Source organism: Mesorhizobium sp. WSM4845 (assembly GCF_055811455.1).
Genome location: NZ_JBVVQA010000002.1, coordinates 317374 through 342755 on the forward strand (window position 1 = coordinate 317374; position 25382 = coordinate 342755).

Annotated in this window: 27 protein-coding genes and 3 pseudogenes; 15 read left to right on the top strand and 15 right to left on the bottom strand. The window is 63.2% G+C overall.

All coding sequences use genetic code 11. The features are described 5' to 3' along the window. Positions 1–211 precede the first annotated feature (211 nt). Positions 212–568, bottom strand: a complete 357-nt coding sequence (locus AC0L2C_RS03830) for an ArsR/SmtB family transcription factor (RefSeq protein ID WP_027151146.1) — start codon at positions 566–568, stop codon at positions 212–214. A 191-nt stretch (positions 569–759) separates the two neighbouring features. Here AC0L2C_RS03830 and AC0L2C_RS03835 point away from each other — a divergent pair, with 191 nt between their 5' ends. After that, on the top strand, positions 760–1938 hold the full coding sequence (locus AC0L2C_RS03835) for an MFS transporter (protein ID WP_473522732.1): 1179 nt from the start codon (positions 760–762) through the stop codon (positions 1936–1938). A gap of 9 nt (positions 1939–1947) precedes the next feature. Here the strand turns inward: AC0L2C_RS03835 and AC0L2C_RS03840 are convergent, their stop codons facing one another. Together AC0L2C_RS03840 and AC0L2C_RS03845 are read right to left on the bottom strand one after the other, a co-directional pair. Continuing rightward, on the bottom strand, positions 1948–2100 hold the full coding sequence (locus AC0L2C_RS03840) for a hypothetical protein (protein WP_473522733.1): 153 nt from the start codon (positions 2098–2100) through the stop codon (positions 1948–1950). 7 nt (positions 2101–2107) lie between these two features. Further along, on the bottom strand, positions 2108–2707 hold the full coding sequence (locus tag AC0L2C_RS03845; protein WP_473522734.1) for a LysE family translocator: 600 nt from the start codon (positions 2705–2707) through the stop codon (positions 2108–2110). A 95-nt stretch (positions 2708–2802) separates the two neighbouring features. On the opposite strand from AC0L2C_RS03845, the gene AC0L2C_RS03850 reads away from it, so the two are divergent. Continuing rightward, positions 2803–3672 (top strand): LysR family transcriptional regulator, encoded by an 870-nt coding sequence (locus AC0L2C_RS03850; protein WP_473522735.1) that lies wholly within the window; start codon positions 2803–2805, stop codon positions 3670–3672. Between the two features lie 73 nt (positions 3673–3745). Here AC0L2C_RS03850 and AC0L2C_RS03855 read toward each other — a convergent pair. Together AC0L2C_RS03855 and AC0L2C_RS03860 are read right to left on the bottom strand one after the other, a co-directional pair. Further along, positions 3746–4400: pseudogene (locus AC0L2C_RS03855) on the bottom strand (dihydrofolate reductase family protein). Positions 4401–4547: 147 nt separating this feature from the next. Beyond that, complete coding sequence (locus tag AC0L2C_RS03860) at positions 4548–5339, bottom strand: protein-L-isoaspartate O-methyltransferase family protein (RefSeq protein ID WP_287140581.1); 792 nt, start codon at positions 5337–5339, stop codon at positions 4548–4550. Positions 5340–5474: 135 nt separating this feature from the next. Here AC0L2C_RS03860 and AC0L2C_RS03865 point away from each other — a divergent pair. The 4 genes and pseudogenes from AC0L2C_RS03865 to AC0L2C_RS03880 form a co-directional block, all read left to right on the top strand. After that, positions 5475–5615, top strand: a pseudogene (locus AC0L2C_RS03865) (manganese-binding transcriptional regulator MntR); the annotation flags it as partial. A gap of 81 nt (positions 5616–5696) precedes the next feature. Further along, a complete protein-coding gene (locus tag AC0L2C_RS03870; RefSeq protein ID WP_023799765.1) occupies positions 5697–5885 on the top strand; it encodes a hypothetical protein in 189 nt (62 codons plus the stop codon). Between the two features lie 203 nt (positions 5886–6088). Next, positions 6089–7021 (top strand): KPN_02809 family neutral zinc metallopeptidase, encoded by a 933-nt coding sequence (gene ypfJ, locus AC0L2C_RS03875; RefSeq protein WP_473522736.1) that lies wholly within the window; start codon positions 6089–6091, stop codon positions 7019–7021. Positions 7022–7201: 180 nt separating this feature from the next. Further along, positions 7202–8453 (top strand): annotated as a pseudogene (locus AC0L2C_RS03880) (TCR/Tet family MFS transporter). Positions 8454–8589: 136 nt separating this feature from the next. Here AC0L2C_RS03880 and AC0L2C_RS03885 read toward each other — a convergent pair. The 3 genes from AC0L2C_RS03885 to carA all read right to left on the bottom strand — a co-directional run bounded on the left by AC0L2C_RS03885 (position 8590) and on the right by carA (position 10173). After that, on the bottom strand, positions 8590–8709 hold the full coding sequence (locus AC0L2C_RS03885; protein WP_473522795.1) for a helix-turn-helix domain-containing protein: 120 nt from the start codon (positions 8707–8709) through the stop codon (positions 8590–8592). Beyond that, positions 8675–8857, bottom strand: coding sequence for a hypothetical protein (locus AC0L2C_RS03890; RefSeq protein WP_473522737.1), 183 nt, complete (start codon positions 8855–8857; stop codon positions 8675–8677). Before AC0L2C_RS03890 ends, AC0L2C_RS03885 begins: the two co-directional genes overlap by 35 nt. 98 nt (positions 8858–8955) lie before the next feature. Further along, positions 8956–10173, bottom strand: coding sequence for a glutamine-hydrolyzing carbamoyl-phosphate synthase small subunit (carA, locus tag AC0L2C_RS03895; RefSeq protein WP_473522738.1), 1218 nt, complete (start codon positions 10171–10173; stop codon positions 8956–8958). A gap of 276 nt (positions 10174–10449) precedes the next feature. Here carA and AC0L2C_RS03900 point away from each other — a divergent pair, with 276 nt between their 5' ends. Continuing rightward, positions 10450–10899: a GatB/YqeY domain-containing protein gene (locus AC0L2C_RS03900; RefSeq protein ID WP_287176063.1), complete on the top strand. Its 450-nt coding sequence runs from the start codon at positions 10450–10452 to the stop codon at positions 10897–10899. A gap of 83 nt (positions 10900–10982) precedes the next feature. On the opposite strand, the gene AC0L2C_RS03905 is transcribed toward AC0L2C_RS03900, so the two are convergent. Further along, entirely contained in the window at positions 10983–11447 is a 465-nt protein-coding gene (locus AC0L2C_RS03905; RefSeq protein ID WP_287176065.1) for a DUF1801 domain-containing protein, read from the bottom strand. A gap of 173 nt (positions 11448–11620) precedes the next feature. Here AC0L2C_RS03905 and AC0L2C_RS03910 point away from each other — a divergent pair, with 173 nt between their 5' ends. Further along, positions 11621–12511 (top strand): arginase family protein, encoded by an 891-nt coding sequence (locus AC0L2C_RS03910; RefSeq protein ID WP_473522739.1) that lies wholly within the window; start codon positions 11621–11623, stop codon positions 12509–12511. Positions 12512–12524: 13 nt separating this feature from the next. Here the strand turns inward: AC0L2C_RS03910 and AC0L2C_RS03915 are convergent, their stop codons facing one another. Continuing rightward, complete coding sequence (locus tag AC0L2C_RS03915) at positions 12525–13025, bottom strand: DUF1801 domain-containing protein (RefSeq protein ID WP_473522740.1); 501 nt, start codon at positions 13023–13025, stop codon at positions 12525–12527. 109 nt (positions 13026–13134) lie between these two features. Between AC0L2C_RS03915 and AC0L2C_RS03920 the strand changes: the two genes are divergently transcribed. Next, positions 13135–13692, top strand: a complete 558-nt coding sequence (locus AC0L2C_RS03920; RefSeq protein ID WP_287176070.1) for a GNAT family N-acetyltransferase — start codon at positions 13135–13137, stop codon at positions 13690–13692. A 10-nt stretch (positions 13693–13702) separates the two neighbouring features. Here AC0L2C_RS03920 and AC0L2C_RS03925 read toward each other — a convergent pair whose 3' ends face one another. From AC0L2C_RS03925 to AC0L2C_RS03935, 3 genes are all read right to left on the bottom strand, one after another. Then, positions 13703–14884, bottom strand: coding sequence for an MFS transporter (locus tag AC0L2C_RS03925; protein ID WP_128188176.1), 1182 nt, complete (start codon positions 14882–14884; stop codon positions 13703–13705). 126 nt (positions 14885–15010) lie between these two features. After that, entirely contained in the window at positions 15011–15223 is a 213-nt protein-coding gene (locus AC0L2C_RS03930; RefSeq protein ID WP_023799755.1) for a DUF2061 domain-containing protein, read from the bottom strand. Positions 15224–15432: 209 nt separating this feature from the next. Further along, on the bottom strand, positions 15433–17097 hold the full coding sequence (locus AC0L2C_RS03935) for a Na/Pi cotransporter family protein (protein WP_023799754.1): 1665 nt from the start codon (positions 17095–17097) through the stop codon (positions 15433–15435). 44 nt (positions 17098–17141) lie between these two features. Here AC0L2C_RS03935 and AC0L2C_RS03940 point away from each other — a divergent pair, with 44 nt between their 5' ends. Further along, positions 17142–17363 carry a hypothetical protein gene (locus AC0L2C_RS03940; RefSeq protein WP_473522741.1) on the top strand — a complete coding sequence of 74 codons (222 nt, stop codon included), beginning with the start codon at positions 17142–17144 and terminating at the stop codon, positions 17361–17363. Between the two features lie 120 nt (positions 17364–17483). Next, a complete protein-coding gene (locus AC0L2C_RS03945) occupies positions 17484–17849 on the top strand; it encodes an RcnB family protein (RefSeq protein WP_023799752.1) in 366 nt (121 codons plus the stop codon). Between the two features lie 213 nt (positions 17850–18062). On the opposite strand, the gene AC0L2C_RS03950 is transcribed toward AC0L2C_RS03945, so the two are convergent. Together AC0L2C_RS03950 and AC0L2C_RS03955 are read right to left on the bottom strand one after the other, a co-directional pair. Then, positions 18063–18644: an RES family NAD+ phosphorylase gene (locus AC0L2C_RS03950; RefSeq protein ID WP_473522796.1), complete on the bottom strand. Its 582-nt coding sequence runs from the start codon at positions 18642–18644 to the stop codon at positions 18063–18065. Between the two features lie 44 nt (positions 18645–18688). Beyond that, positions 18689–19441 carry a hypothetical protein gene (locus AC0L2C_RS03955; protein WP_473522742.1) on the bottom strand — a complete coding sequence of 251 codons (753 nt, stop codon included), beginning with the start codon at positions 19439–19441 and terminating at the stop codon, positions 18689–18691. 384 nt (positions 19442–19825) lie between these two features. On the opposite strand from AC0L2C_RS03955, the gene dnaG reads away from it, so the two are divergent. From dnaG to AC0L2C_RS03975, 4 genes are all read left to right on the top strand, one after another. Next, the gene (dnaG, locus tag AC0L2C_RS03960; protein WP_473522797.1) at positions 19826–21802 is read left to right on the top strand and encodes a DNA primase; all 1977 of its coding nucleotides are present in this window, start codon (positions 19826–19828) and stop codon (positions 21800–21802) included. 385 nt (positions 21803–22187) lie between these two features. Further along, positions 22188–24209 carry an RNA polymerase sigma factor RpoD gene (rpoD, locus tag AC0L2C_RS03965; RefSeq protein ID WP_027151164.1) on the top strand — a complete coding sequence of 674 codons (2022 nt, stop codon included), beginning with the start codon at positions 22188–22190 and terminating at the stop codon, positions 24207–24209. 202 nt (positions 24210–24411) lie between these two features. Beyond that, positions 24412–24705, top strand: a complete 294-nt coding sequence (locus AC0L2C_RS03970) for a GYD domain-containing protein (RefSeq protein ID WP_091595053.1) — start codon at positions 24412–24414, stop codon at positions 24703–24705. 182 nt (positions 24706–24887) lie between these two features. Continuing rightward, a complete protein-coding gene (locus tag AC0L2C_RS03975) occupies positions 24888–25268 on the top strand; it encodes a thiol-disulfide oxidoreductase DCC family protein (protein WP_473522743.1) in 381 nt (126 codons plus the stop codon). Positions 25269–25382 lie beyond the last annotated feature (114 nt).

Consider the following 25382-nt stretch of genomic DNA (forward strand, 5'->3'; position numbering starts at 1 on the left):
CCGGCCACAAGGGGGAGAGGGAGACTTGCGTTGGCGCTGATAGTTGTGTGTGTCAAGTTCTGCAAAAATTGGCGTGGCATTCAGCGGTGACGTTGGCGTGTCCGCCGCGCGGCGTTCCCTGCCCCTTGTGGGGAGGGTTGGGGTGGGGGTCCACCTTCGCAAGAATCCAAACGCGGTTGCCCTGCCTGTTACACGGGGGCGAGTTACGGCCTTAGGCGCGGACTTCGATCTCGGAGGCGCCGACCGCGGGCAGTGCGGGGTCGTCGACGGCTGCGGCAATGACGCTATCGAGCAGGCCGGGAAAGCGGGCATTGAGATCGTCGCGGCGCAGCGTGATCAGCCGGCTGGTGCCGACGACCTCGGTGCGGGTGACGCCGGCCTCCCGCAATTTGGCCAGATGGTAGCTGAGATTGGTCTTTGAGCCGAGATCGAGGAACTGGCTGCAATTCAGCGGCACGCCTTCCTTGCTGGCGAGATAGCGCACGATGGCCAGCCGGGTGGGATCGCCGAGCACGGCAAGAACGTTCGGCAGGCTGATCTGGTCGGCGGTGGGGTGGGGCAGCGTCATGCCGGAGAACTAAGCGCAATCAGGGCCGATTTCAACGCATCTCCTCCTGGTGGATGCCCTCAGTTTCCACCTCCCGCTACCTTGTCCTGACATAGGGCTGTCAGCAGGGTTCGGCTATTCTCGGGCGGCTCATTGACAACATGCGCCATTATGTACAATTGTTCAATAACTTTTGAACTAAGGATTTCACTATGGACAAGCGCCTCTTCTGGCTTGCGCTCGGATCATTCACGATCGCGACCGAAGGCTTCGTCATCTCCAGCCTGCTGCCCGACATCGCGGGGGATGCCGGCATCTCGGTCCCGCTCGCCGGGACGCTGATCACCGCCTTCGCGCTCGCCTATGCGCTCGGCGCGCCGATCCTGGCGACGCTGACCGGCGAATGGGACCGGCGACGCGTCATCTTGTGGACGCTGGTGTTTTTCGTGCTGGGCAACCTGGCGGCGGCGCTCAGTTCCTCCTTCGAACTGCTGCTGATCGCGCGCATCGTCATGGCGCTGTCGTCCGGCCTGTTTGCGGCGACGGCGCAGGGGACGGCCGTGGCGCTTGTCGATGATCATCACCGCGCCCGCGCCATTGCCGTCGTCGTCGGCGGCACTACGGTGGCGGTGGCGGTCGGCGCACCGCTCGGCGCGCTTGTCGCGACGGTTGCCGGCTGGCGCGGCACGTTCTTTGCCATCGCCGGGCTCGGCGCACTGGCCGGCGCAATCCTGTGGTACCGGCTGCCGCGCGGCATCATCGGCACCAAGCTGCCGCTCAGGCAGCGGCTGGCCGCAACGCTTCGCCCCGGCGTGCCATCGATCCTGCTGACCACGCTGCTGGCGCTCACCGGCGCCTTCACGGTCTTTGCCTTTGTCGCGCCGCTAGCCATCGAAGGCGGCGGCTTGAGCCCGATCGCGCTGCCCGGCATGCTGCTTGCGTTCGGTGTCGGCGCCGTCATCGGCAATATCGCCGGCGGGCAGGCCGCCGACCGCTTCGGCGCGACGCGCACCGTCAGCTGGTCGCTGGCGCTGAGTGCGGTCATGCTGGTGATGCTTTCGGTCATCCCGGCCTTCCTGCCGCACAGCATCGCCGGGCCGGCGCTGATGGCCATGATGGTGCCGTGGGGCATCGTCGGCTGGGCCTTCCCGCCGGCGCAGGCCAGCCGCATCATCAGGCTGGCGCCCGACGCAGCGCCCATCGTGCTGTCGCTAAACGCTTCGGCGCTCTACCTCGGCGTGGCGCTGGGCGCCGTCGTCGGCGGCGCGGTGCTGCACTATGGCGCGCCGGCTGACCTCGGCCTGGTCGCAGCGGTGTTCCCGATCCTGGGTCTTGGCGTCATGCTGGCCGGCCACCGGGCGGCCCGGGCGATTGCCATGCCGGCGGAGTAAGGTCCGTTTTTAAAACCGATTGCCGGTCGCCTCAGGCAGACGGCGCGACCGGCGGTGAAGCGAATCCAGCGCGGCGATGTCATCCAGTGCCGAGCGCAGCATTACCGTCTGCTCCTCGCCGACCATGTCCTCGAAACGCTGCTGGGCGACGCGCCTGAACATCGGGGATCTATACAGGTTGCCACATTGGGATGATCGAAGCGGCCAGCAGCAGCCCAAGCACGGCGTTGAGCACGCGCCACTGCCGCTCGGTTCTAAGCAGCCGCGCGAGCAGCGTGCCGGCCACGCACCACCCCGACAGTGACAACGCGGCTGCCAGGCCGAAGACCGCGCCGAGCAGAAAGGCGAGCTGCAGCGGTCCGTTGGCGAGGGCGGCAAAGGATGCCGCCGCTCCCAGACCCATGGCCCAACCCTTGGGGTTCATCCATTGCAGGCCCGCGCCACCGAAAAAGCTGTTCGGCTTGGCCATGGCCACGTCCAGATTGGGTGGACCGCTGCGGCCGATCTTCCATGCGAGCCAGATCAGATAGAGCGATCCGGCTATCTTCATCGCCAGTTGCAGGGACGGAGCGGCTGCCAACAGGCCGGCGAGCCCAGCCGCACCTGCCGCAGCCACCGTGGCCAGGCCGGCCGCACTTCCAGCCATCAGCGGAACAGAGCGCCGAAAGCCGAACTGTGCCCCGGACGCAGTCGACAAGGTCGTGGCCATGCCGGGCGTGGAGGTCGAGACCAAGGCAAACAGGACGAGCGGAAAGATGGTCTCAAGCATGTTGTTTTCTCGGTTGAAACCAGCATGATAAGCATGGGAATGCATCAGTAAATGAAATGTTTGTCATGGTTGGCATTAGAGAATATAATGCAACTATGATCCGAAATCTCGACACGGCCCTGATCCGGACCTTCGTCACCGTCGCCGATACGGCCAGCATGACGGCGGCGGCGAACGCGCTGCATCTGACGCAAGGTGCCGTCAGCCAGCAGATCAAGCGGCTGGAAGAGGTTCTCGGCTGCAGCCTGTTCGAGCGCGACCGGCGCGGCCTGAGACTGACCCGTTCCGGGGAACGACTGTTCGGCAAGGGCAAGCGCTTGCTCTCCCTGAATGACGAGATCTGGGCCGAGATGGCGACCAGCGCGGTCGCGGGTGAGGTGCGGCTCGGCGTGCCGTATGATCTGGTTGGCACCATGCTTGCGCCGGTACTGAAGACCTATGCCGAGACCTATCCGCAGGTCGAGATTTCGCTGGTCTGCGCCTCGTCGCCGGAGCTTGCGGCGGCATTGGCAGCTGGCACGATAGATCTTGCCGTGATCGAGGAACCGGTCGGCCCGTCCGCCGGCGAATGTCTCGCTATCGACCGGCTGGTCTGGGTCGGTGCCAAAGGCGGCGTAGCCCGCTGCAAGCGGCCCTTGCCGGTTTCGATGGTGGCCGACACCTGTGCCTTCCGCCCTGCGGTGCTGGCGGCGCTTAACGAGCACGGGCTGGATTGGCGGACCGTGTTCGAGAACGGCAACCTGGACGCGACGACGGCGACTGTGCGTTCGGATCTGGCCGTCACGACCTGGCTGGCCTCCACCGTGCCCAGCGATCTTGATATTCTGTCCGCCGATCCGGAGCTGCCGGCCTTGTCGAATTTCTCGATCAATTTGCATCTGCCGAAGCATGGTGTCGGGCCGGCGGCGCGGGAATTTGCCGCGTGTATCCGCGACGGGCTGGCGCGGCGGCAACATGCGGCGTGATCGGCAAAATAGCAACGGGACAGCCGGGCTCGGCCGTCCCTGTTGCTAACACGGTGGGCGGTCGCGCGGTCGTCTACTTCCAGGTCCGGCGCCTCTCGATCTCGGCTTCGGATGGCTGTTGCTGGGCGAACGATCCAGTCTTGATCTCACCGGCGCGTTCATAGCTCGCCATGATGACGCCGGTGGTCGATGCCTGTGAGCGGTTCAGCTTGAAAGCCGCCGGGATTGCGCCGCTGCCAAACAGCCGCTTGCCCTTGCCCAGCACCAGCGGGAAGGTCAGCAGGCTGATCTCGTCGATCAGGTCGTTGGCGAGCAAGGTCTGGACGAGTTCGCTCGATCCCTGGATGAGCAGGTCCGGCCCATCCTCCTGCTTGAGCTGGCGCAGGGTAGCCACGACGTCGTCGCCAAGCGACTGGCTGTTTTGCCACGACAGCGTGTCGGGCCGGGTGGGTGGCCACATATTTGGTGACGGCGTTGAAACGGTCGGCGATCGGATCGTCTTTCTGGTACCGCCAATGCGCGGCGAAGATGTCGTAGGTCTTGCGGCCGAGGAGCAGCGCGAAGGGTTTTGCGAAGGTCTCACCAATAAAGGCGCCCCCGACGTCGTCCCAGTAATGGAACGTCCAGCCACCGAATTCGAAGCCGCCGACGGGGTCTTCTTGCGGCCCACCGGGCGCTTGCATGACGCCGTCGAGGCTGACGAATGTCGCAGTGGTGATCTTCCTCATTGGATTCTCCCTTTCATTATCCGTGCCGTTGCCGCCGGATTTCGGCCAAAGGACGTGCGAGCGGAAGCCTGCCCGACAGGGCCGGAAAATTTCTCGGTCCCCGGCGCATATCGAGCGGCAAGCACGGGACGCCTCGCCGCGGCGACGTCATTGCGACCGCCTGCCGCCAACACTTTGCGACGAGAACCAGACGTCGCCGATGACGGCGGTGGCGGTGCGGTCCGGTGCCTTGTCGGCCGTCAGCCAGATCTTTCGGCTGCGTGCCGCCTTGTCGCGGTCGATTTTTGTCGAGGCCGCCGAGGCGCCGATGCAAGGGATAAACCATGATCGCATGAACGGATCGCAGGCAAAGCCCTTATCCGTGCGTGTCACCATCACCGCGAGGCCAATGCGCTCGGCCGGACGCCACGGAAAGACCATGCGGCCACCGGGCTTCAGCGCCTTCAGCCATTCGGCTGGGGGTGCCGCAACGCCGGCATTGACATAGATGATGTCGGACGGTGGCAGGCCGCCGACGACCGCATCGCCATGGATGGCGGTCACATTGCCGTAGGCTTCGAGATTCTTGATCGCACGTTCGGCGAGACTGGAATCCAGTTCGAAAGCGGTGACTGCGCCGCCCGGCGAAACCAGTTTTGCCAGCAGAGCTGTGTAATAGCCGGTGCCGGCGCCGACATGAGTGACGGCCTCGCCGGGTTTTGGCGCCACCTTGCCGATCCACATGGCATGCAGGAACGGCTCGCCATTGTTGATGCCCTTTTCGGCGTCGAGCGACACCAGCACGTTCTGATAGATGTGAACAGGATCGGCGCTCGGCGTTTCTACCTTGCCGTTGCCGGCGACGACCGTCCACGGCCCGGGCCCGAGAAAAGCTTCGCGCGGCACCGCGGCGAACACGTCCTCGAGACGCGGATCGGCCGAACCTGCATTGGCAGCCATCAGTCGCGCGTAGAATTTTCGGGCTTCGGCTATTCTGGTCATGTCGCGTGAGAAGATAGCGCGATTGACCGAATTGTCGCGCAGCCCCACGAGCTCACTGAATGCATGGCCGAGAAAACCCTCAGCCGACGCGGCGAAGCGCGGCGCCGTGCGCTGCTCAAAGATTATGTGCAGCTTGTCGCCGACCTGATCGAGAACGGCAACGAGGCCCGCCAGGTCGACATCGCGGCGCGGCTCGGCGTCGCCCAGCCGACGGTGGCCAAGATGCTGACGCGGCCGACAGTCCTGCCGGAACCGCCGCGCTGCCGCGGCGTTTGAGATCGTGCCAGCAATTGGCGCGAGACCGAGGAGGATACGATGGGCGTTGAACAGGCACCGACAGCGAAGGGCAAGCAAGCGGCCAAGGGATTGAAGCAGGCTGCGGCGAAGGACGAACGCAAGACCGAAGCGGATACTGGACGCCCGCTCAAGAAGGGCGGGGCCCGCTTCGAGGAGCGCTCGAAAAGCTCGGACGGCAAGAGCGCGGGCACCAAGCAGAAGATCTGAGCGTGACCGACAAGTCCAAGACCAAAAAAAGCGCCGGCAGGGCTCTCAGCCGCGGGTGTCGTGCAGGGACTGACCCCAGAGCCGGCGGCCCCTTCATGAGAAAAATACTGTGACTTGGCGCAACCATTGGGATAATTGTTTGTTGGGTCGGATCGGGCCATGAGATCGGCAAGATACCGATACGTGCATCGCGGGGAGTTGCCATGCTCTGGAAAGGTCGTCGTCAAAGTGACAACGTCGAGGACCAACGCGGCCAGGGCGGCGGGCTCAACCTGCCGCGCGGCGGCCCCGGCCGTCTCCGCATTCCGATCGGCGGCCGCTCCGGCGGCGGTATGTCGCTGTCGACCATCATCATTCTCGTGGTCCTCTATTTCGGGCTGAAGGCCATCGGCATCGACCCGCTTCAGATCCTGGCCGGTGGCGGCTTGGTGCCGGGTGGCGGCGGTCAGATCACCGACAACAGCGGAGAACAGGGCGGTGGCACCGGGGTGCCCGCCTCCGACGAGATGAAACAGTTCGTTTCGACCGTCCTGGCCGAGACCGAGGACACCTGGACCGGCATTTTCCAGGCCGAGGGCCTGACCTACGAGGACCCCAAGCTGGTGCTGTTCAGCGGGCAGATCCGTTCGGCTTGCGGCTTCGCCTCGTCCGCGGCCGGCCCGTTCTACTGCCCCGGCGACCGCAAGGTCTATCTCGACACCACCTTCTTCCAGCAGCTCGACCAGCAATTCGGCGCTTCGGGCGATTTTGCCCAGGCCTATGTGATCGCGCATGAGGTCGGCCACCATGTCCAGAACCTCACCGGCATCCTGCCCAAGTTCAACCAGATGCGGCAGCAGATGGGCGAGGCCGAGGCCAACCACATGTCGGTGCAGGTCGAGCTCCAGGCGGACTGCTTCGCCGGCGTCTGGGCGCATTTCACCGGGCAGAAAGGCATTCTGGAACAGGGCGACATGGACGAGGCGCTGATCGCCGCCCAGCAGATCGGCGACGACACGATGCAGAAGAAGATGCAGGGCTATGTCGTGCCGGAAAGCTTCAACCATGGCACCTCGCAGCAGCGGCAGACCTGGCTGGCGCGTGGCTACAAGAGCGGCAAGCTGTCGGACTGCGATACGTTCAACACTCCGATCTGAGGTGTTTGGGCTCTCGTTGAAATGGCGTTGAAAGCGGGGGCGATGCAGCCGCATTCATGTCCACGGTTGATGTCAGGATAAAAATTCCTGGCCTGTTCCCTTATTGTTCTGTGTGCCTGACTCGCCTATAAAAGGCCCTTCCGCCTTCGCGCCGAGGCGGCTCCAGGAGTCGATACCGTCATGATCGAAGCCAAAACCGCCAGGCGGGGCCTTGCGCTTGTTTTCACCACGCTGCTGCTCGACATCACCGGCATCGGCATCATCATGCCGGTGCTGCCGGCCTATCTGCAGGAACTGACCGGCGTCGGGGTCAGCGAAGCGGCGATCGAAGGCGGCTGGCTGTTCTTCGTCTATGCGGCCATGCAGTTTCTGTTCGCGCCGCTGGTCGGCAATCTCAGCGACCGCTTCGGCCGCCGTCCGATCCTGCTGGCCTCGGTGCTGACCTTCGCCATCGACAATCTGATCTGCGCTTTGGCCTGGTCCTATTGGGTCCTGTTCATCGGCCGGGTGCTGGCCGGCATCAGCGGCGCCAGCTACTCGACCGCCTCCGCCTTCATCGCCGATGTCAGCACCGACGAGAACAGGGCGAAAAATTTCGGTCTGCTTGGCATCGCCTTCGGCGTCGGTTTCGTCATCGGCCCGGTGCTGGGCGGGTTGCTTGGCGAATTCGGGCCGCGCGTGCCGTTCTGGGGGCGCGGCGGTGCTTGCTCTGATAAACTTCATCGTTGGCTGGTTCTTCCTGCCGGAAACGCTGGAGCAGCATCACCGGCGCCGCTTCGAATGGCGCCGCGCCAATCCTCTAGGCGCCCTGAAGCAGATGCGCAATTACAAGGGGATCGGCTGGATCGGCCTGGTGTTCTTCCTGATGACGCTCGGTCACATGATGTACCCTGCCGTGTGGTCGTTCGTCGGCAGCTACCGCTACGGCTGGAGCGAACAGCAGATCGGCTTCTCACTCGGCGTCTTCGGCCTTGGCGGGGCATTGGTGATGGGTTTTGTCCTGCCGCGCGTCATCCCTCGGCTCGGCGAATGGCGGACCGCCGCCATCGGTCTTGCTTTTACCGCGCTCGCCGCCTTCGGCTATGCCGCGGCGTGGAAGGGCTGGATGATCTATGCGGTGATCGTGGCGACCTGCCTCGAGGCGCTGGCCGACCCGCCGCTGCGGAGCCTGGCGGCGGCCAAGGTGCCGCCCTCCGCGCAAGGCGAATTGCAAGGTGCGATGACCAGCGTGTTTTCGATCACCAGCATCATAACGCCGCTGCTTTATACGGGTATCTTCGCCTGGTTCACCGGGCCGAGGGCGCCGGTGACGTTCGGCGGCGCGCCCTTTGTGCTCGGCGGCATCTTTCTCACTCTGTCGCTGGTGGCTTTCGTGCTCAAGGTTGAAAGACCGGCCGCGGTGAAAGACGTCGCGACCGCGACGGTGGCCTAAAGCGTGTCGCGTTTGAACGGATTCATGCGACCCGCTTTAAGTTCTGGTTTTGATGCATTCGTTATCGCAAAACCGCTGCGCACTCTCGGGTCAGGCCCGAGGGCATGCTTTTGCGCGCTATGCGTTGGGGCATGCCCTAGGGTTCAATCCATTGCCCCGGAATATCCAGTGCCTTCGCCAGCATCGCCCTGGTCTGCGCCGATGGCTTTCGGCGATTGGACTCAAGATCCGACAGGAAATCCTGGCTGACACCGATCCGTGGTCGCCAATTCGGCCTGCGTCAGCCGCCGCCAGTTGCGCAGCGCCTTGAGCCGGCTGGAGCCCCGCAAAATTTCCATGGTCACGTCCGCAGGCAGGGGGTTTTCCGTTTTGAGATCAGCCTTTCGCTCGTCGTAGATCGCCACATCGGCAGCGTCTTCAAGAGCCTCTTCGGCCGCGTGCGGTCTCTGTAATTTTGCATGTTGTTATCCCAACACCGCGCCGCGCGTCTGAGCGCTATCCATCATGCGCGCTCCGCCAGCGCCGGCTCGCCGCGCTTTTCGCGGATGAGATTGACGAAGCGGCGGAACAGATAATGCGAGTCCTGCGGGCCGGGCGAGGCTTCGGGATGGTGCTGGACCGAAAACACCGGCCTGCCGGTCAGGGTGATGCCGCAGTTCGAGCCGTCGAACAGCGAGACATGGGTTTCTTCGACGCCCGTGGGCAACGAGCCGGCATCGACGGCAAAGCCGTGGTTCATCGAGACGATCTCGACCTTGCCGGTGGTGTGATCCTTGACCGGATGATTGGCGCCGTGATGGCCTTGATGCATTTTGGCGGTCTTGCCGCCAAGCGCCAGCGCCAGCATCTGGTGGCCGAGGCAGATGCCGAAGACCGGGATGTCGGTCCTGAGCAGGTCCCGAATGACCGGAACGGCATAGTCGCCGGTGGCTTCCGGGTCGCCGGGACCGTTGGAGAGAAAGATGCCGTCGGGCCGCATGGCGAGGATATCCTCGGCGCCGGTGTTGGCCGGCACTACGGTGACCTTGGCGCCCAGGCCGGCAAGCAGGCGCAATATGTTGCGCTTGACGCCGTAGTCGATGGCGACGACATGCATGGACGGATCGGTCTGTTCGCCAAAGCCCTCGTCCCAGACCCAGGGCGTCTCGCGCCAGACGGAGGATTGGCCGGAAGTGACGTCCTTGGCCAGGTCAAGCCCGATCAGGCCGGACCACGCAGCGGCGCGGCGCTTCAGCTCCTCGATGTCGAAGATGCCGTCGGGCGCGTGCGCGATGACGGCGTTGGGCATGCCCTTTTCGCGGATCAGCGCGGTCAGCGCCCGGGTGTCGATGCCCGAAAGCGCCACGATGCCACGTTTCCTCAGCCATTGGTCGAGACCAGAAGCGGCGCGATAGCTGGACGGATTGGTGACGTCGGCCTTGAACACGGCGCCGACTGCGCCGGCGCGGGCAACCGGGTTGAGATCCTCGATGTCCTCGTCATTGGTGCCGATATTGCCGATATGCGGAAAGGTGAAGGTGACGATCTGGCCGGCATAGGACGGATCGGTGAGGATTTCCTGATAGCCTGTCAGCGCGGTGTTGAAGCAGACTTCGGCGACGGCGGAGCCGGTGGCGCCAAGGCCGCGGCCCTCGATGACGGTGCCGTCGGCCAGCACCAGCAAGGCGGTCGGCTTCTCGGTGGCCCAAGGGGGGGCCGACGCGGCGGTCATCGTTGCCATGGCGGCACTCCTAAAGGCTGCGCCCTTCAATCGGTCCGGCGAACCATTCTGCGCAGCAAACCGCGCGCAGCGGCGATTTCGCAGCCAGCGCGCGCAACAAAAACTCAGTTCATGCAAGGCCCAGTACATAGGGGAAGGCGCCAGAGCGGTCAATGACGCTACGCCCGCAGGCGCGATTTATTTCGTCGAACAATATCAGCGGTTTGCCGGGCGGCGTCGAATTGCCTTGGGCTTTCGGCACGGCTATTGTCCGTCGCATTCGAAGGAGAAAGCATCATGCGCGGCAAAATCGCCGAATCCCTGAAGAGCGCGATGAAGGCGCAGGACAAGCGCCGGCTGCCGACATTGCGGCTGATCCAGGCGGCCATTCACGATCGCGACATCGCCAATCGCGGCGCCGGCAAGGAGCCGGCCAGCGACGACGAGATCCTGCAGATACTGGCCAAAATGGTGAAGCAGCGCGAAGAGTCGGCCAAGGCTTTCGAAGACGGCAAACGGCCGGAGCTTGCCGCGCAGGAGCGCGACGAGATGGCCATCATCCGCGATTTCCTGCCGACGCAACTGGGCCAGGCCGAGACCGAAACAGCGATCCGCGCCGCCATCGCCGAGACCGGCGCCAGCGGCGTCAAGGACATGGGCAAGGTGATGACGGTGCTCAAGGAGAAATACGCCGGTCAGATGGATTTTTCCAAGGCGAGCGGCATCGTCAAGGGACTGCTGCAATAGGGATTTTCCCTGCTGCAGCGAGTTCGTAAGGCATTGGAGGAGGCGACAGCGAGGCGCCAGCCCTGGCCGCATATGATTGATTCTCAGGCGCTCTTTGGCTTCTGAGAGCGGGCGGGGCGGGCGGCAGCTCGCACCGACAGGTTCAGTGCCACGGCGGCGCGAATGAGCGCCTTCAACGCCTCTTCATCGATCTTGTCGCCCTCATGGATGTCGATGGCGCGCCTGGTGTTGCCTTCGAGGCTGGAGTTGAAGAGGCCAGAAGGGTCCTCCAGCGAGGCGCCCTTGGCGAAGGTCATTTTCACGACATTCTTGTAGGTCTCACCGGTGCAGATAATTCCGGCGTGTTCCCACACCGGAACCCCTCTCCACTTCCACGCCTCGACCACTTCGGGATCGACCTGCTTGATGAGGGTTCGGATCCGAGCGAGCATCTCGCCCCGCCAATCGCTCAGCTCGTTGATTCTCGCATCTATCAACTGAGAGGGAGTGTCTCCTCCTGCTCCTTCCGTCGAGCCGCCCTTCTTCATGGCTGTTGTCGCTTTGGTCATGATTGGTCCCAGTGGCTTTGTGAACGTTCGACGTCCGGCGTCTGGCGTACGCATCGATGCGGCGAGCCGTTTGCCGTTCCGGCGCGAGCAACAAACTCTCGACGTCGAGGAGGAACCTTCGTCGCTCCAGACCCGTTTTGCAACCAGGACCATACGAAAAATGGAGCTTCGATTTGGCGGCGCGTTTGTTGAACATTTTCGGCGCCGCCACCAGCGCCGGCGCCTATTCGCCAGGGCAGGAACAAGCCCCCGCGGCGTTTCGGCGCCATGGGCTCGCAGAGGCGCTCGCGAGCCGAGGCAGAACCATCAGGGATCATAGCGATGTTGCATCGTTCCGGTGGCGACCGCACTCTTCGCGGCCGCAGGCCATGAACCTGGAGGCCGTGCGCGGGGCCTGTGACTTGGTCGCAAGCCACGTGGCGACGGCGATTTCGGCGCAGGAAGACGTGCTTGTTTTGGGCGGCGATTGTACCGTGGAGTTGGGCACGGTCGCCGGGGCGAACGCGGCCGGCGCGCGGATCGGACTCGTCTACATGGACTTTGACGCCGATCTCAACACACCTGACACGAGCGACGGCGCCTTGGACTGGACTGGTGTCGCCCATCTGCTCAACATCCCGGGATGCGAGCCTTCGCTCGCGGGGCTCGGCCCAACGCGTCCGATGCTCGTGCCTCAGCAACTTCTCTATTTCGGCGTCGAGAATATCACTCCGCCTGAAGCCGCCGCGATCAGAGATCACGCGATCAAGGTCATTTCGCGTGAGGAAGCTTTGATTGATATCGAGGCGGCGGCGGCGCGCGCGGCCGAATGGGCGGCGCGCTTTGACTGTGTGCTTATTCACTTCGATGCCGATGTGCTCTCCTTTATCGATTTCCCGATTGCTGAGAATGTGCGCCGTTGCGACGGTCTCAAACTGGAGCAAGCCGCCTTCGTGCTAAAGCAGTTGACCGCCCTGCAGCAATGGCGCGGCCTGACCGTCACAGAAGTTAATCCGGCCCATGCGCCAGACGAGCCCACCGCGTTTGCACGCCTGAATGAGGTGCTTGCAGACGCCCTTGGCTAATTCGCGATGCATCTCACATTCGCTCGCCGGGCAATTGGCTGGCTTGCTTCACCCAGGCGGCAAATTGAGCTTCGTCGAGCTGGTCCTCATAAATGTCGAGGTAGCGCACGTCCTTGTGCTTGGACTCGCCGAGAGGGACAGGACGCAGCGACGTGCCCCGGAAGAAGGTCACTTTGACGTAGCGGGTGAAGACATGGAACGACAGGAACCAGCCCTGCCCCTCGATGCCGTAAAACGGCGAGTTCCATTTGACGGCCTTGTGCACGCCGGGGACGGTGCGCATGATGATTGCGTCGAGACGGCGCCCGACGTCGCTTTTCCAGCCCGGCATGGCCGCGATGTAGGCCTGCACGGGAGCGTCGCCTTCGGCCTTGGCGATCTGGGGGTTGCCGCCTGCGAGGAGTGCCGGCTTCGCTTCCTTGGACTGCGGCTTCGGCGTCGCCTTGCGCGGTTTGGTTGCCGCGCCCCGCTCGGCGGCGGCCTTCGCCGACTTCTCGGACCTGTGGTCGGCCATTGTGTTCACTCCAAAGTAGGTGGACCCAATCGATGACATTTGATTTTAGAAAGCCGCCCCTGAAGATCAACTTCAGAATCCGAGGGCGGCAGCGGAGCGATCGTACGTCATGGTTGAACTCGTCAAACCGGCGCTTGAACATCTGCCGTCGTATAAGGCCGCCCTTGAGCGCGGCTGGTCGCCGGACAATGTGCGGCTGATGGAGGCGACGCGCGAGCAGCTTGCGGCCATCGAAAAGAATCCAACGGCCTTCCTCGCCGATCTCGACGACCCCGATGCCAAGGGTGGTCCGATCACCTTGCCTGATGGGACGAACGTGCCGCGCCTGCCGGGATTCCGGCGCTGGATCTGGGACGGCGAAGTCGCCGGCTCGATCGGCCTTCGCTGGCAGCGCGGCACCGCCGAGCTGCCGCCACATGTGCTCGGCCACATCGGCTATGCCGTAGTGCCATGGAAGCGGCGGCGCGGCCATGCGACAGAGGCAGTGAGGCTAATGCTCGGCGAGGCGAGGGCGCTCGGCCTGCCCTTCGTCGAGATCACCGCCAAGCCGGGTAATCTCGCCTCGCAGAAGGTGGTCCTGGCCAATGGCGGACGGCTCGTCGGGCGATTCTTCGAGGACGCTGCCTATGGCGGCGCCGAAAGCCTGCGCTATCGCATCGACCTGTAGCGCCTGCCGACTATTCGGCAGCGGCCGGCAGCGGCGGCATCGTGTTTCGGCGCCACTCCCAGATATGTGAGGCGAGCGCTACCGCCACGGCGACCAGCATGGCCATGGCGCCAACCACCGGCAGGCTGCGATAGCCATAACCGGCATTGAGCATGGCGGCGCCGAGCGAGGCGGCCAGCGCGATGCCGACATTGAAGCCGGCCGGGATAAGCGATGAGGCGAGATTGGAGGCGTCCGCCGTCCAGGTCAGGATACGGGTCTGGATCGGGGTGCCGATGGCAAAGCTGAGACCACCCCAGATAGTGATCGCAACGACCATCGGCACCGGGTACGGGCTGGCGGCGTAAATGACGGCAAGTGTCACCGCCTGCATGAAAAGCATGGTGATGAGCGACGGCATCAGTTTCCAGTCGGCGAGCCGCCCGCCAAGAAAGACGCCGATCGTCGCGCCGACACCGTTGAGTAGCAGCACCCAGGGCACCAGGCCCTCGCCGAGGCCGGTGACTTCAAGCAGCGTCGGCGTGATGTAGGTGAACAGGCCGAACTGGCCGATCATCAGCATCAGCATGAGGATTAGCGATGTCCAAACCTGCTGGCGTGCGAGCACGCGGACCTCGCTGCCGAAACTGACGGGCCGGCGCGACGATCCCGTCCGGCGCGGTAGGAGGGCGGCCATGGCGGCGATGGAAACCACACCAAGCGCGCACATCACCCAGAACGTCGCGCGCCACCCCCAAATATTGCCGATCGCCGTGCCGGCCGGCACGCCGATTACATTGGAGACCGTGAGGCCCGACAGGATGAGCGCCACGGCCATTCCACGCTGATCCTGGCGGACCAGGCCGACCGCAACCACCATCGCGACGCCGAAGTAGGCGCCGTGCGCCACGGCCACTGCAATCCGCAACAGCAACATGGAGGCGAAGTCGGGCGCAAGGGCGCAGGCGGCCTGGCCGATGGCGAAGGCTGCGGCAAGGCCAAGCAGCAACGCCTTGCGGGAGATTGTCTTGGTAGCGAGCGTCAACAGCGGTCCGCCGATCGCGATGCCGCCGGCGTAGCCGGAGACGAGGTAGCCGGCGGTTGGGATGGAGACGCCAAGGCCGTCCGCCACCTGCGGCAGCACGCCGGCGATGACGAACTCGGTGGTGCCGAATGCGAACGCAGCGATGAACAGGGCGATGAGGGGAAGCATGGCGCGGGAAGGCGATCCTTGAACGAGATGGCTCAAATCACGGACGAGAGCGGCGGGCAATCCAGAAATTCTCGACGCCGCTTTAGGTTTTCTTCATCGGTTCAGCCAAGCTCCGGCCGCAGAAGGCTAGACGGTCGTCGTCTTCCTTCCGTAGGGGATTTTCAACCACGCCCGCTCGTGAAAATAGTAGAGCAGCGATTTGGTGATGACCTCGGTCACGCCGATGGCCGCAGCGAGCTTGATGCTGCCCGTCACGATGAGCGAAATGATTATCGTGTCGACCGTGCCGGTGACGCGCCAGGAAAGCGCCTTGGCGAAACTGCGCGAATGGGTATCCATAGACTTTCTCCCGGCGGATTTTAAGCGATCCTTAGAGCGCCTTGCGTTCTGGTGGAATCAAAACCGCGCTCCAGGTCTTTGCTTGACGCGTGTTGTCCGACGCCAAGCGAAGACGGTTGGCTGAAAAATGCTCTAGCCGACAGACGGAAGGGTTAGCAAAGACTAATTTTCGCGCGCCGGCTCCAGGCAATTCCCGCGCTGGGCCCAATCTATCCGGCCTTCAGCCGCGAGCCGGTGAGCAGGCCGCGTTCCTCGAGCACGGGGTAGGCTATCGAGGCAAGCAGCGAATTGATCTGCTTCAGGTCGCGGATAGTGTCGAGATGGATGGAACTGGTCTCGACGCTCTTGGCGGTGCCGTCGCGCAGCCGCACGAAATGGCTGGCGCTGGTCTCCTTCTCGCGGTCGCGCAGCCGATCCTTTTCCAGCACCAGCTGGCGGGCGGTCTCCGGATCGCGCGAGACCAGCACGTTGAAGGCAAGCCGCGCGTTGGCGAGCACCGAAGCGTGGAAGCCGCTAAGCTCGCGCCAACCCTCGGGCGTGAACTCCAGCCCGCGCTCAAGCTTTTTCCTGACATGCACCAGCATGTTGCGCACGATGATGTCGCCGACCTGTTCGAGCTTGACGCAGGCGCCGATCAACTCCTGGCAGCGCAGCGCCTCGTCCTCGCTCAGCGGGTTCCTGGTGACCTTGGCCAGATATAGCTTTATCGACGCATGTTTCTTGTCGACGCGGTCGTCGAGCGCGGCCAGCGCCTTGATCTTGTCGGCGTCGGCGCTTTCATAGAGTTCGATGATGCGCTTCAGCATGATCTCGACCGTCTCGCAGACCCGCACCACCTCACGGGTGGCGTTGGCCAGCGCCTGGCTCGGCACATCAAGGGCGCTGTCGTTGAGCGCGGACAACTCGACGACGTCGAGCGCTTCTGCCGGCGCCGGTTTGGTGCCGAGCGCCACGATCTTTTCCGAAACGCGGTAGACAAGGCCGGCCAGCGGCAGGCCGGCAACCAGGATCAGGATGTTGAAGAGGATGTGGGCGTTGACGATCTGGTCGGGCACGGTGGCGCCGAGAAAGGCGACCGGCGGCTTCAACCACAGGAACAGGATCAGCATGGCCAGCGAGCCCATGCCGCGCATCAGGAGATTGCCGATCGGTACGACACGCACGCCCGGCTCCGCATTGCGGGTGAGCAGCGGCGCGATGATCGACGAACCCAGATTGACGCCGAGCACCAGCACGATGCCGAGTTCGGGCGGGATGAAGCCGCGGCCGGCGAGCGTCACCATCAAAAGGACCGCGGCGATCGAGGAATGGAACAGCCAGGTGACCAGCGCCGCCAGCAGATAGGCGGTGACCGGGTCGCCGGAGAAGTAATCGACGACGACCGGCATCAGCGTGCTCTGGCGCAGCGGCTCCGAGGCCTGGCCGATCATTTCCAGCGACAACACCAGCAGGCCGATGCCGACCAGGATGCGGCCGAACTGGCGCCAGTCGCGCCGCTCGGTGGCCATGAACATGACGGTGCCGGCGACAAGACAGACCGGCACCAGCAGCGACAGGTCGAAGGTGAGCAGCTTGACCACCAGCGCCGAGCCGATCTCGGCGCCGCGCACGGCAAGCTGGCCCGATATACCGCTGACGATGCCGGCGCCGGCGAAGGACCCGACCAGCAAGGTGACGGCAGTGGAGCTTTGCAGGGCGATAGCCAGGCCGCAGCCGGCCAGAACCGCCATGAAAGGATTGCGCATGGTGGCGCGCAGCTTGTGGCGCAGCACATCGCCATAGGCGCGTTCGACACCTGTCTTCACCAAGCGGGTGGCAAACAGCATCAGCGCCACCGCGCCGGCAAGATGCAGCAAAACGACCGAACCGCTCATGTCAGGCTCGCATTCCGACAGCCACCAGCAATATGGGAGCCGTGATGGCAAAGGCGCAAAAGAGGGGGCGAATCAAGGACATTGCAAAGGTCGATACTACTCCGATTACTTTTAGCCGGATAATAAATTTTGCCCAATTCAGCCGGCTGTTGCGCGACAGGGCGTGTCGGAAATGGATGGATCGCAAAATGGTTGCATCGCCGGCCGGCTTCTTGATGGTCGCGCGCTCAAGTGCCGACGACCGCTTCAGATCAGGTTTGAGCTGAGTGTTGAATTAGCTATTATAAATATTTGAAATCATTACAAAAATGTAATCCGTGCGTTCAGTTTCGGTTCATTTTTCGGGCTCTATTGCTTGGGCATCGACAACCAAGGAGTACCCCGTCATGAAACGTATCATTCTTTCCGCAGTCGCCGTATCGATGCTGGCTGCGACGTCCCTGCAGGGCCAGGCAGCGCCGCTGAACGCGCCGAATGCACCGCAGTCGACCTACAGCCAGGTCGACTGGAAGAAGCCGGACAGGCACGTCAAGACGCGCGTCGTGGTGAAGAAGAAAGTCGTCGTCAAGAGGAACCATTGGCGCAACGGCCAGAGATATTCGAGTTGGAGGCGCCACCAGCCGGTCCGCGACTATCGCCACTATGGCCTGCGTCGTCCGGGCCGTGGCCAGGAATGGATCCGCGTCGGCAACGACTATCTCTTGGTCAGCGTCGTCTCCGGCATCATCTTCGGCGCGATTGCCGCGCACTGACCGTCAAACGTCGACCGGCGCGATGCCGGACAGGAAGGAGGGCTTGCAACCGGCCCCTAAGCCTAACTGAATGTGGATGTTCAGTCGGATAGTCGATGGTTATCCCTGGCATCGCAACTCTTGCAGAGGCTTGACCTGCTGGAGAAATCCGAAGAAGCGAGCATCCTTCCGGTTTGCAGCGCTTCGGATTCCTCCTGCTTCTAGCCAGGATTGTCACAGGGTCAGCACTATGCGCGAGAGTCGGCCGAGTTCGACCAGTCGGTCGAGCAGGCCCGGCGTGCTTGCGAAATCGTCGGAACTCACGACGCCGATCGACGACGTGTCGACGCGGGTCCCGAACAGGATCAGGCATTTTTCTTCGTCGAAGCGCCGCGATGTCCAGATCATGCCGTCGAGTGTCTGATCGGCGTCGTGGATCGCTTGTGCCCAACCTCTTGTTGAGGGGTAGGAGGATGGCGGCGTGTCGATCAATGACTGACGGGTGATGCCCCACTTGTTGAGATCCGGCTCGAAAAGGCGGGCTAGCTTCAAGTTGCGATCGATTTCGATGCGCGAGCCGGCGAGTTCTTCGACCTTGCTCAGCGGGACCGACTTGAAGGTCGCTGCAGGGTTGATGTCGTGGAACACTGACTCGTATGCGGCGCATCCGAAAGAAGTCGCTGCGTACATGGTCGGCACCTGGATGCTCCGGCTTGTGAAGGGAGCGAACCTTGAGGAGCCGAAGCCGGGATTGAACTCGTGGGCGCGCCGGTTGCGTGAGTGTACGCGATGCAGTTCCGTCCCGGCGGGAAGCACGAGGACGTTGCATTCCAGGTCCGGAGGCGGAGCAGGGACGGATGTCAACCTGCCGCTTCCTCTCCCAACTTACGTGCCGCTTCGACGACCGCGTCTACCTTGCCCAGATTTTCCGAAGGAACCCCTCCGTCCAGCCACGGATTGGACGAAACGAACCAGAAGGCGACCTGCCACTGGCTCATGCCGGGCGGCAGCGCGTCCAGTACCCGCGCAACCGCCGGATCAGGCTTGCCGTCCTTGAACTGGAACGCGGGAAACAGCTCGCGGCCACTCAACTGTACGGAGAACGCCTTCCTTTCGGCCTTCCACCTGGATCCCGTGGCGCTCCTGTTGCGGGCGCTGTGGCCTGCCAGTTCGGCTAGCTCGGCACTCGTGATGCAGGGGACTTCCTCCGCGAACCTCACGCGCGCCCTGGCGTTGTCAGCCTCGATCTTCGATCGGACTGCCGACATGGGGTCGTTGGCGGGCAACATGGCCTCCACCAAGAGTTCCATGTTCCGCTCCGACATCTCGGCTCGCTTTCTTGCAACAACTGCGCTGATCGGTTCCAGCAACCGCACCGCGGCGGGATCCAGTTTTTCGGAGGCCCCAACACCGTCGAAGACGTCCCTTACCGCCTTCCTCACGATGGCTTTCAATCGCTTTAACCCTGCGGCCTTGAGGTTCCGGCTTCGGGCTACATTCTTTCCGCCGGCCTTCCTCGGCGCCTCTGCTGCGGTCAATCTTTCCATCAGCGTGTCCGCCATCAGCCGTTCGATTTCGGCCTCCTTGAGCATGCTGGACAGTGCGTTCGTCATTGGAGCCTCCACGAGGTGAGATCAGTAATGATCGACGCAACTTACTTATATCATGTGCCGGCGTTCTTCAAGCGGAAGGCCGGCAACGGCCGTTCCGGCGCAGCCTTGACACATGCCTGCCGGCGGCCTGCTGGACGGTGCCGGGTGTGTCTCAGGCAAGTTGATGAGAACCATTGACACGGGGTTCTTGACGGTGCGGCTGCCGACTACAAGATCGTGGGCACAGATATTCTCCGTGCGCTCACATGCATCCCACATTTCGGTTACGGGCCGGGGCTTGCAACGGCCGCCTTCTTTTTGCCCTGTGAAAACCGGGTATGGTTCGCATTAGGAGTCGTCGGGTTTCGCCGGCGTGATTATATGGACGCAAACGAGCCGTTTCCGATGCGCTTTCCACCTGCCTTCCTCGACGAGATACGCGACCGCGTGCCGATTTCCTCGGTGATCGGCCAGCGCGTGGCGTGGGACAGGAACAAGACCAACGCGCCGCGCGGCGATTATTGGGCGTGCTGTCCCTTCCATGGCGAGAAGAGCCCGTCCTTTCACTGCGAGGACAAGAAGGGACGCTATCATTGCTTCGGCTGCTCGGTTTCGGGCGACCACTTCAAATTCCTCACCGAACTCGACGGAATGAGCTTTCCCGAAGCGGTCGAGAAGATCGCCGACATGGCCGGGGTGCCGATGCCGTTGCGCGATGCCCAGGAGGAACGGCGCGAAAAGGAACGCGCCAGCCTGACCGAAGTCATGGAAATGGCGACCGCCTTCTTCCAGGAGCGGCTGCAGGGATCGGAAGGCGCAAAAGCCCGCGCCTATCTGCGCGACCGCGGGCTGACGCCGGCGACGCAGCAGTCGTTCCGGCTCGGCTATGCGCCCGACAGTCGCAATGCGCTGAAGGAGCATCTTGCCGCCAAGGGCGTGCCCAAGGCCGATATCGAGGCATGCGGGCTGGTGCGCCATGGCGACGACGTTCCGGTTTCCTACGATTGGTTCCGCGACCGCATCATGTTCCCGATCCCGGACTCCAGAGGCAAGATAATCGCCTTTGGCGGGAGGGCGCTGGCAGCCGATGCGCTCGCCAAATACATGAATTCGCCCGACACCGAGCTCTTCCACAAGGGCAACGTGCTCTATAATTTCGCCCGAGCGCGCCAAGCGCTGGGAAAGGGGGCGCTGGCCAAGGGCGGCACGGTGATTGCCGTCGAGGGCTATATGGACGTGATCGCGCTGGCGCAGGCCGGTTTCGAAAATGTCGTGGCGCCGCTCGGCACCGCGCTGACCGAAAACCAGCTTGAACTGCTGTGGCGTATGGCCGGCGAGCCGGTGCTGTGCTTCGATGGCGACCAGGCCGGACTGAAGGCGGCATGGCGCGCCGCCGACATGGCGCTGCCGGCGGTCCAGGCAGGCCGCTCGGTGCGTTTTGCGCTTCTGCCCGAAGGCAAGGACCCCGACGATCTGGTCAAGGCCGAAGGGCCGGACGCGTTTGGCGCCGTGCTTTCCGAGGCGCGGCCGCTCGCCGACCTTTTGTGGATGCGCGAAACGGCCGGCGGCATCTTCGACACGCCGGAACGACGGGCGGAACTGGAAAAAACGCTGCGCGAACTGACCAGCCGCATCCGCGACGAGAGCTTGCGCTATCACTACCAACAGGAAATGCGCGCGCGAGTGCTAAGCTTTTTCGGCGCCCAGCGCGGCGCGCGCCAAACCTATCAAGGGGGGCGCCAAGATGGGCGGTCCGGCGGGCGCTTTCAGGGCAAGGGCTCAGCTGCTGGCGGGCAGTTCGCACGCGGCGGCAATGCCGGTGGACGCACCGCGATCACCGAAAGCCTTGGCCGCTCGGCGCTGGTCAAGCGCGGCAGCGAGGGGATGTCGGTGCGCGAGGCGACGATCATCGCAGCTCTTGTCAATCATCCGGCGCTGATCGACGAGAATTTCGCGCATGTCGAGTTCCTCGACCTCGCCAACACCGATCTGAAGCGATTGCACGCGGCGATCCTCGATGCGATGGCGCATGACATGGCCAACGACCGCAACGCGGTGATCGCGACGATCGAACGTGCCGGCTGCGGCGAGATCTGGCCGCGCGTGGTGGCGCTGATCAAACGGGCGCGGCAATGGCCGGCGCTGGAAACAGCCGGACTTGACGATGCCCGCGACGCCTTCAGCCAGGCGCTCCACTTGCAGCGCAGCGCGCGCACATTACATAAGGAGCTGAAACAGGCAGAAGCGGCGCTCGCCAGCGATCCCACGGACGAAAATTACCGGCATCTCGTCGAGATCCAGGCGCAATTTCGTGATGTGCAGGCAACGGAGGCGCTGATCGAAGGGTTCGGCGTGTCTTCGGGCAGGGCCGGGCGGGTGTAGGTCGAAGCTTACGAAAGAGTGAAAGTGCAGAACCGTGCTTGCGCGTCGAATCAGCCGCGGCGCTTTAAGTCGGGTAATTGATTCGCTTTTTTCATGCGAATCATGCGAGAGGCGCTTGACCTTCTGGCAGAATGACGGAATCAGGACGATTCGAAACGTTAACCCGCGCCGGCGTCGACGGAAATGCAGCGATGTGAGGTACCGGTCACTGGACAGGCAGTCAGCCTGCCACAGATACCAGGGTTAATCTGGACTTAACGAGAGATGCAGTTACTGGCCCGGGGAAACGCGTTCTAGCGCGAGCGCATCTGATAAACCGGTACGGCAGCTTACGCGGCTTGATACTTATGCGGCTAGATACCTGGCCGCTTGGAGAAAATAAAGAATGGCGACAAAAGAAAAGGAAGAGGTCGAGACCGAACGTGAAGGCGCCACCGATGGCCCTCTGCTCGACCTTTCCGACGATGCTGTCAAGAAGATGATCAAGGCCGCCAAGAAGCGCGGCTATGTCACCATGGACGAACTGAATTCGGTGCTGCCCTCGGAGGAAGTGACCTCCGAGCAGATCGAGGATACGATGGCCATGCTCTCCGACATGGGCATCAACGTGGTCGAGGACGACGAGCAGGGCGAGGAGCCCGAAGCCGCCGATGCGGCTGCCGACGCCGAGGAAGACGCCAACGAACTGGCCGAGCAGACCGGCACCGCCGTTGCCGCGACGACCACCAAGAAAGAGCCGACCGATCGTACCGACGATCCGGTTCGCATGTATCTGCGCGAGATGGGCTCGGTCGAGCTTCTGTCGCGCGAGGGCGAAATCGCGATTGCCAAGCGCATCGAGGCTGGCCGCGAGACGATGATCGCGGGCCTGTGCGAAAGCCCGCTGACCTTCCAGGCCATCATCATCTGGCGTGACGAGCTCAACGAATCGAAGATCCTTTTGCGCGAGATCATCGACCTCGAAGCGACCTATGCCGGACCGGAGGCCAAGCAGGCGCCGGTGGTCGAGCGGATCGAGGAAGCCAAGACCGACGACAAGCCGCGCCGTTCGCGCGAGGACGAGGACGACATCACCAATGTCGGCGGCGACACGCGCGGTCTGACTGATGACGACGAGGAAGACGAGGACGAAGCCAGCCTGTCGCTGGCGGCGATGGAAGCGGAGCTGCGTCCGCAGGTGATGGAGACGCTCGACGTCATCGCCGACACCTACAAGAAGTTGCGCAAGCTGCAGGACCAGCAGGTCGAGAACCGGCTGGCTGCCGCCGGCACGCTGTCGCCCAGCCAGGACCGCCGGCTGAAGGAGCTGAAGGATCAGCTGATCAAGGCGGTGAAGTCGCTATCCCTGAACACGGCGCGCATCGAGGCATTGGTCGAGCAGCTCTACGACATCAACAAGCGCCTGGTGCAGAACGAAGGCAAGCTGTTGCGGCTGGCCGAAAGCTATGGCGTGCGCCGCGAGGAATTCCTGAAGGAGTATCAGGGCTCGGAGCTCGATCCCAACTGGACGCGCTCGATCGGCAATCTGACCTCGCGCGGCTGGAAGGAATTCACCAAGAACGAGAAGGACGCGATCCGCGACCTGCGCGCCGAGATCCAGAACCTCGCCACCGAAACGGCGATCTCGATCCTGGAATTCCGCAAGATCGTCAACCAGGTGCAGAAGGGCGAGCGCGAAGCCGCGATCGCCAAGAAGGAAATGGTCGAGGCCAATCTGCGCCTCGTCATTTCCATCGCCAAGAAATACACCAATCGCGGCCTGCAGTTCCTCGATCTGATCCAGGAAGGCAATATCGGCCTGATGAAGGCGGTCGACAAATTCGAATACCGCCGCGGCTACAAGTTCTCGACCTATGCGACGTGGTGGATCCGGCAAGCGATCACCCGCTCGATCGCCGACCAGGCGCGCACCATCCGCATTCCGGTGCACATGATCGAGACGATCAACAAGATCGTGCGCACCTCGCGCCAGATGCTGCACGAGATCGGCCGCGAGCCGACGCCGGAGGAACTGGCGGAAAAGCTCGCCATGCCGCTGGAAAAAGTGCGCAAGGTGCTGAAGATCGCCAAGGAACCGATCTCGCTCGAAACGCCGGTCGGCGACGAGGAGGATTCGCATCTCGGCGATTTCATCGAGGACAAGATGGCGATCCTGCCGATCGACGCGGCGATCCAGGCCAATCTGCGCGAGACGACGACGCGGGTGCTTGCTTCGCTCACCCCGCGTGAAGAGCGCGTGCTAAGAATGCGCTTCGGCATCGGCATGAACACCGACCACACGCTGGAGGAAGTCGGCCAGCAGTTCTCGGTCACCCGAGAGCGCATCCGCCAGATCGAAGCCAAGGCGCTGCGCAAGCTCAAGCACCCGAGCCGCTCGCGCAAGCTGCGGAGCTTCCTCGACAGCTGATGCCGGGCAACGAATAACAATTTAAAGGGCGCTGCGGCGCCCTTTTTCGTTCAGGGATTGTCTCGCCGGGCGGTGCGGTTGTTCTTGCAGCATACCGGCTGTGGGAGGATAATCGCGTGTCGGATGCTTTTTCTGGGCGACTACCCCGGATGCCCGCCCCGGCGGTGACGCCGCGCTCCGAGGCCTCCGGAGGGAGGTGTGCATGACAACCTATATCGTGCTGATCAACTGGACTGAGCAGGGCGCCAGAAATGTGCGCGAGTCGCCGAAGCGGCTCGATGCCGCCAAGAAGCTGCTGGGAGACATGGGCGGCTCGTTCAAGGCTTTTTATCTCACCATGGGCGAATGCGATATGGTGGCGGTCGTCGAAGCGCCCGACGATGCGGTGCTCGCTCGTTTCTCACTGATGCTGGCGACAGGCGGTAACGTGAGGACGCGGACGCTCAAGGCGTTCCCGGAATTGGCCTATCGCGAAATCGTCGCCTCGCTCGGCTGAGGCGTTGCGCGGCCATAGACCCGCGCAAGCTGCCGGACATCGGACGGTCAGGCGCCGCTCGACGGCGCCTGGCCAGCTTGGTGCGGAATGTGTCTGGTCCGAAGTGACTGGCCCGAAATGTTGCGGGGCGAAGGTATTTCCCGGATAGTCAGCGCAGCACTTCAACTCGCGTCTCGGGACAAATGCCCAAGCCTCTGCTGACCATCTGGTACAATACCCGTTGTCCGGTTTGCGATGCCGGCATCGTCAGGCAGAAGCGGCGGCTGGTCGAGGCGATCAAGGCCGGGCGGATCGCGTTTCGCGACATCAATGCCGAACCGGCGGCGCTGGCCGGATACGGCGTGTCGCTGGACGACATCCGCCGCTGGCTGCATGCAACCGATGCGGACGGCAAGCTGCTGGTCGGCGCCGACGTCGCAATTGCCGTCTGGCTAAGAACGCCGGGCGAGGGCTGGCTGGCCGCGCTGTTCGGCAATCGCGCCGTGCTGCCGCTGACGCGCTATGCCTATAATCGCTTCGCCGATCTTCTCTATGCCTGGAACCGGCGCAAGGGCCGCTGGTAACCGGTATTGGCCAAGCTCGGTGACGAAATCAATCTAGTGGCACCGTTCTCAGATACATCGTAAGATATATCTTGACTCAACGGCCTCATCCGCATAATTGAGATATATCGTAAG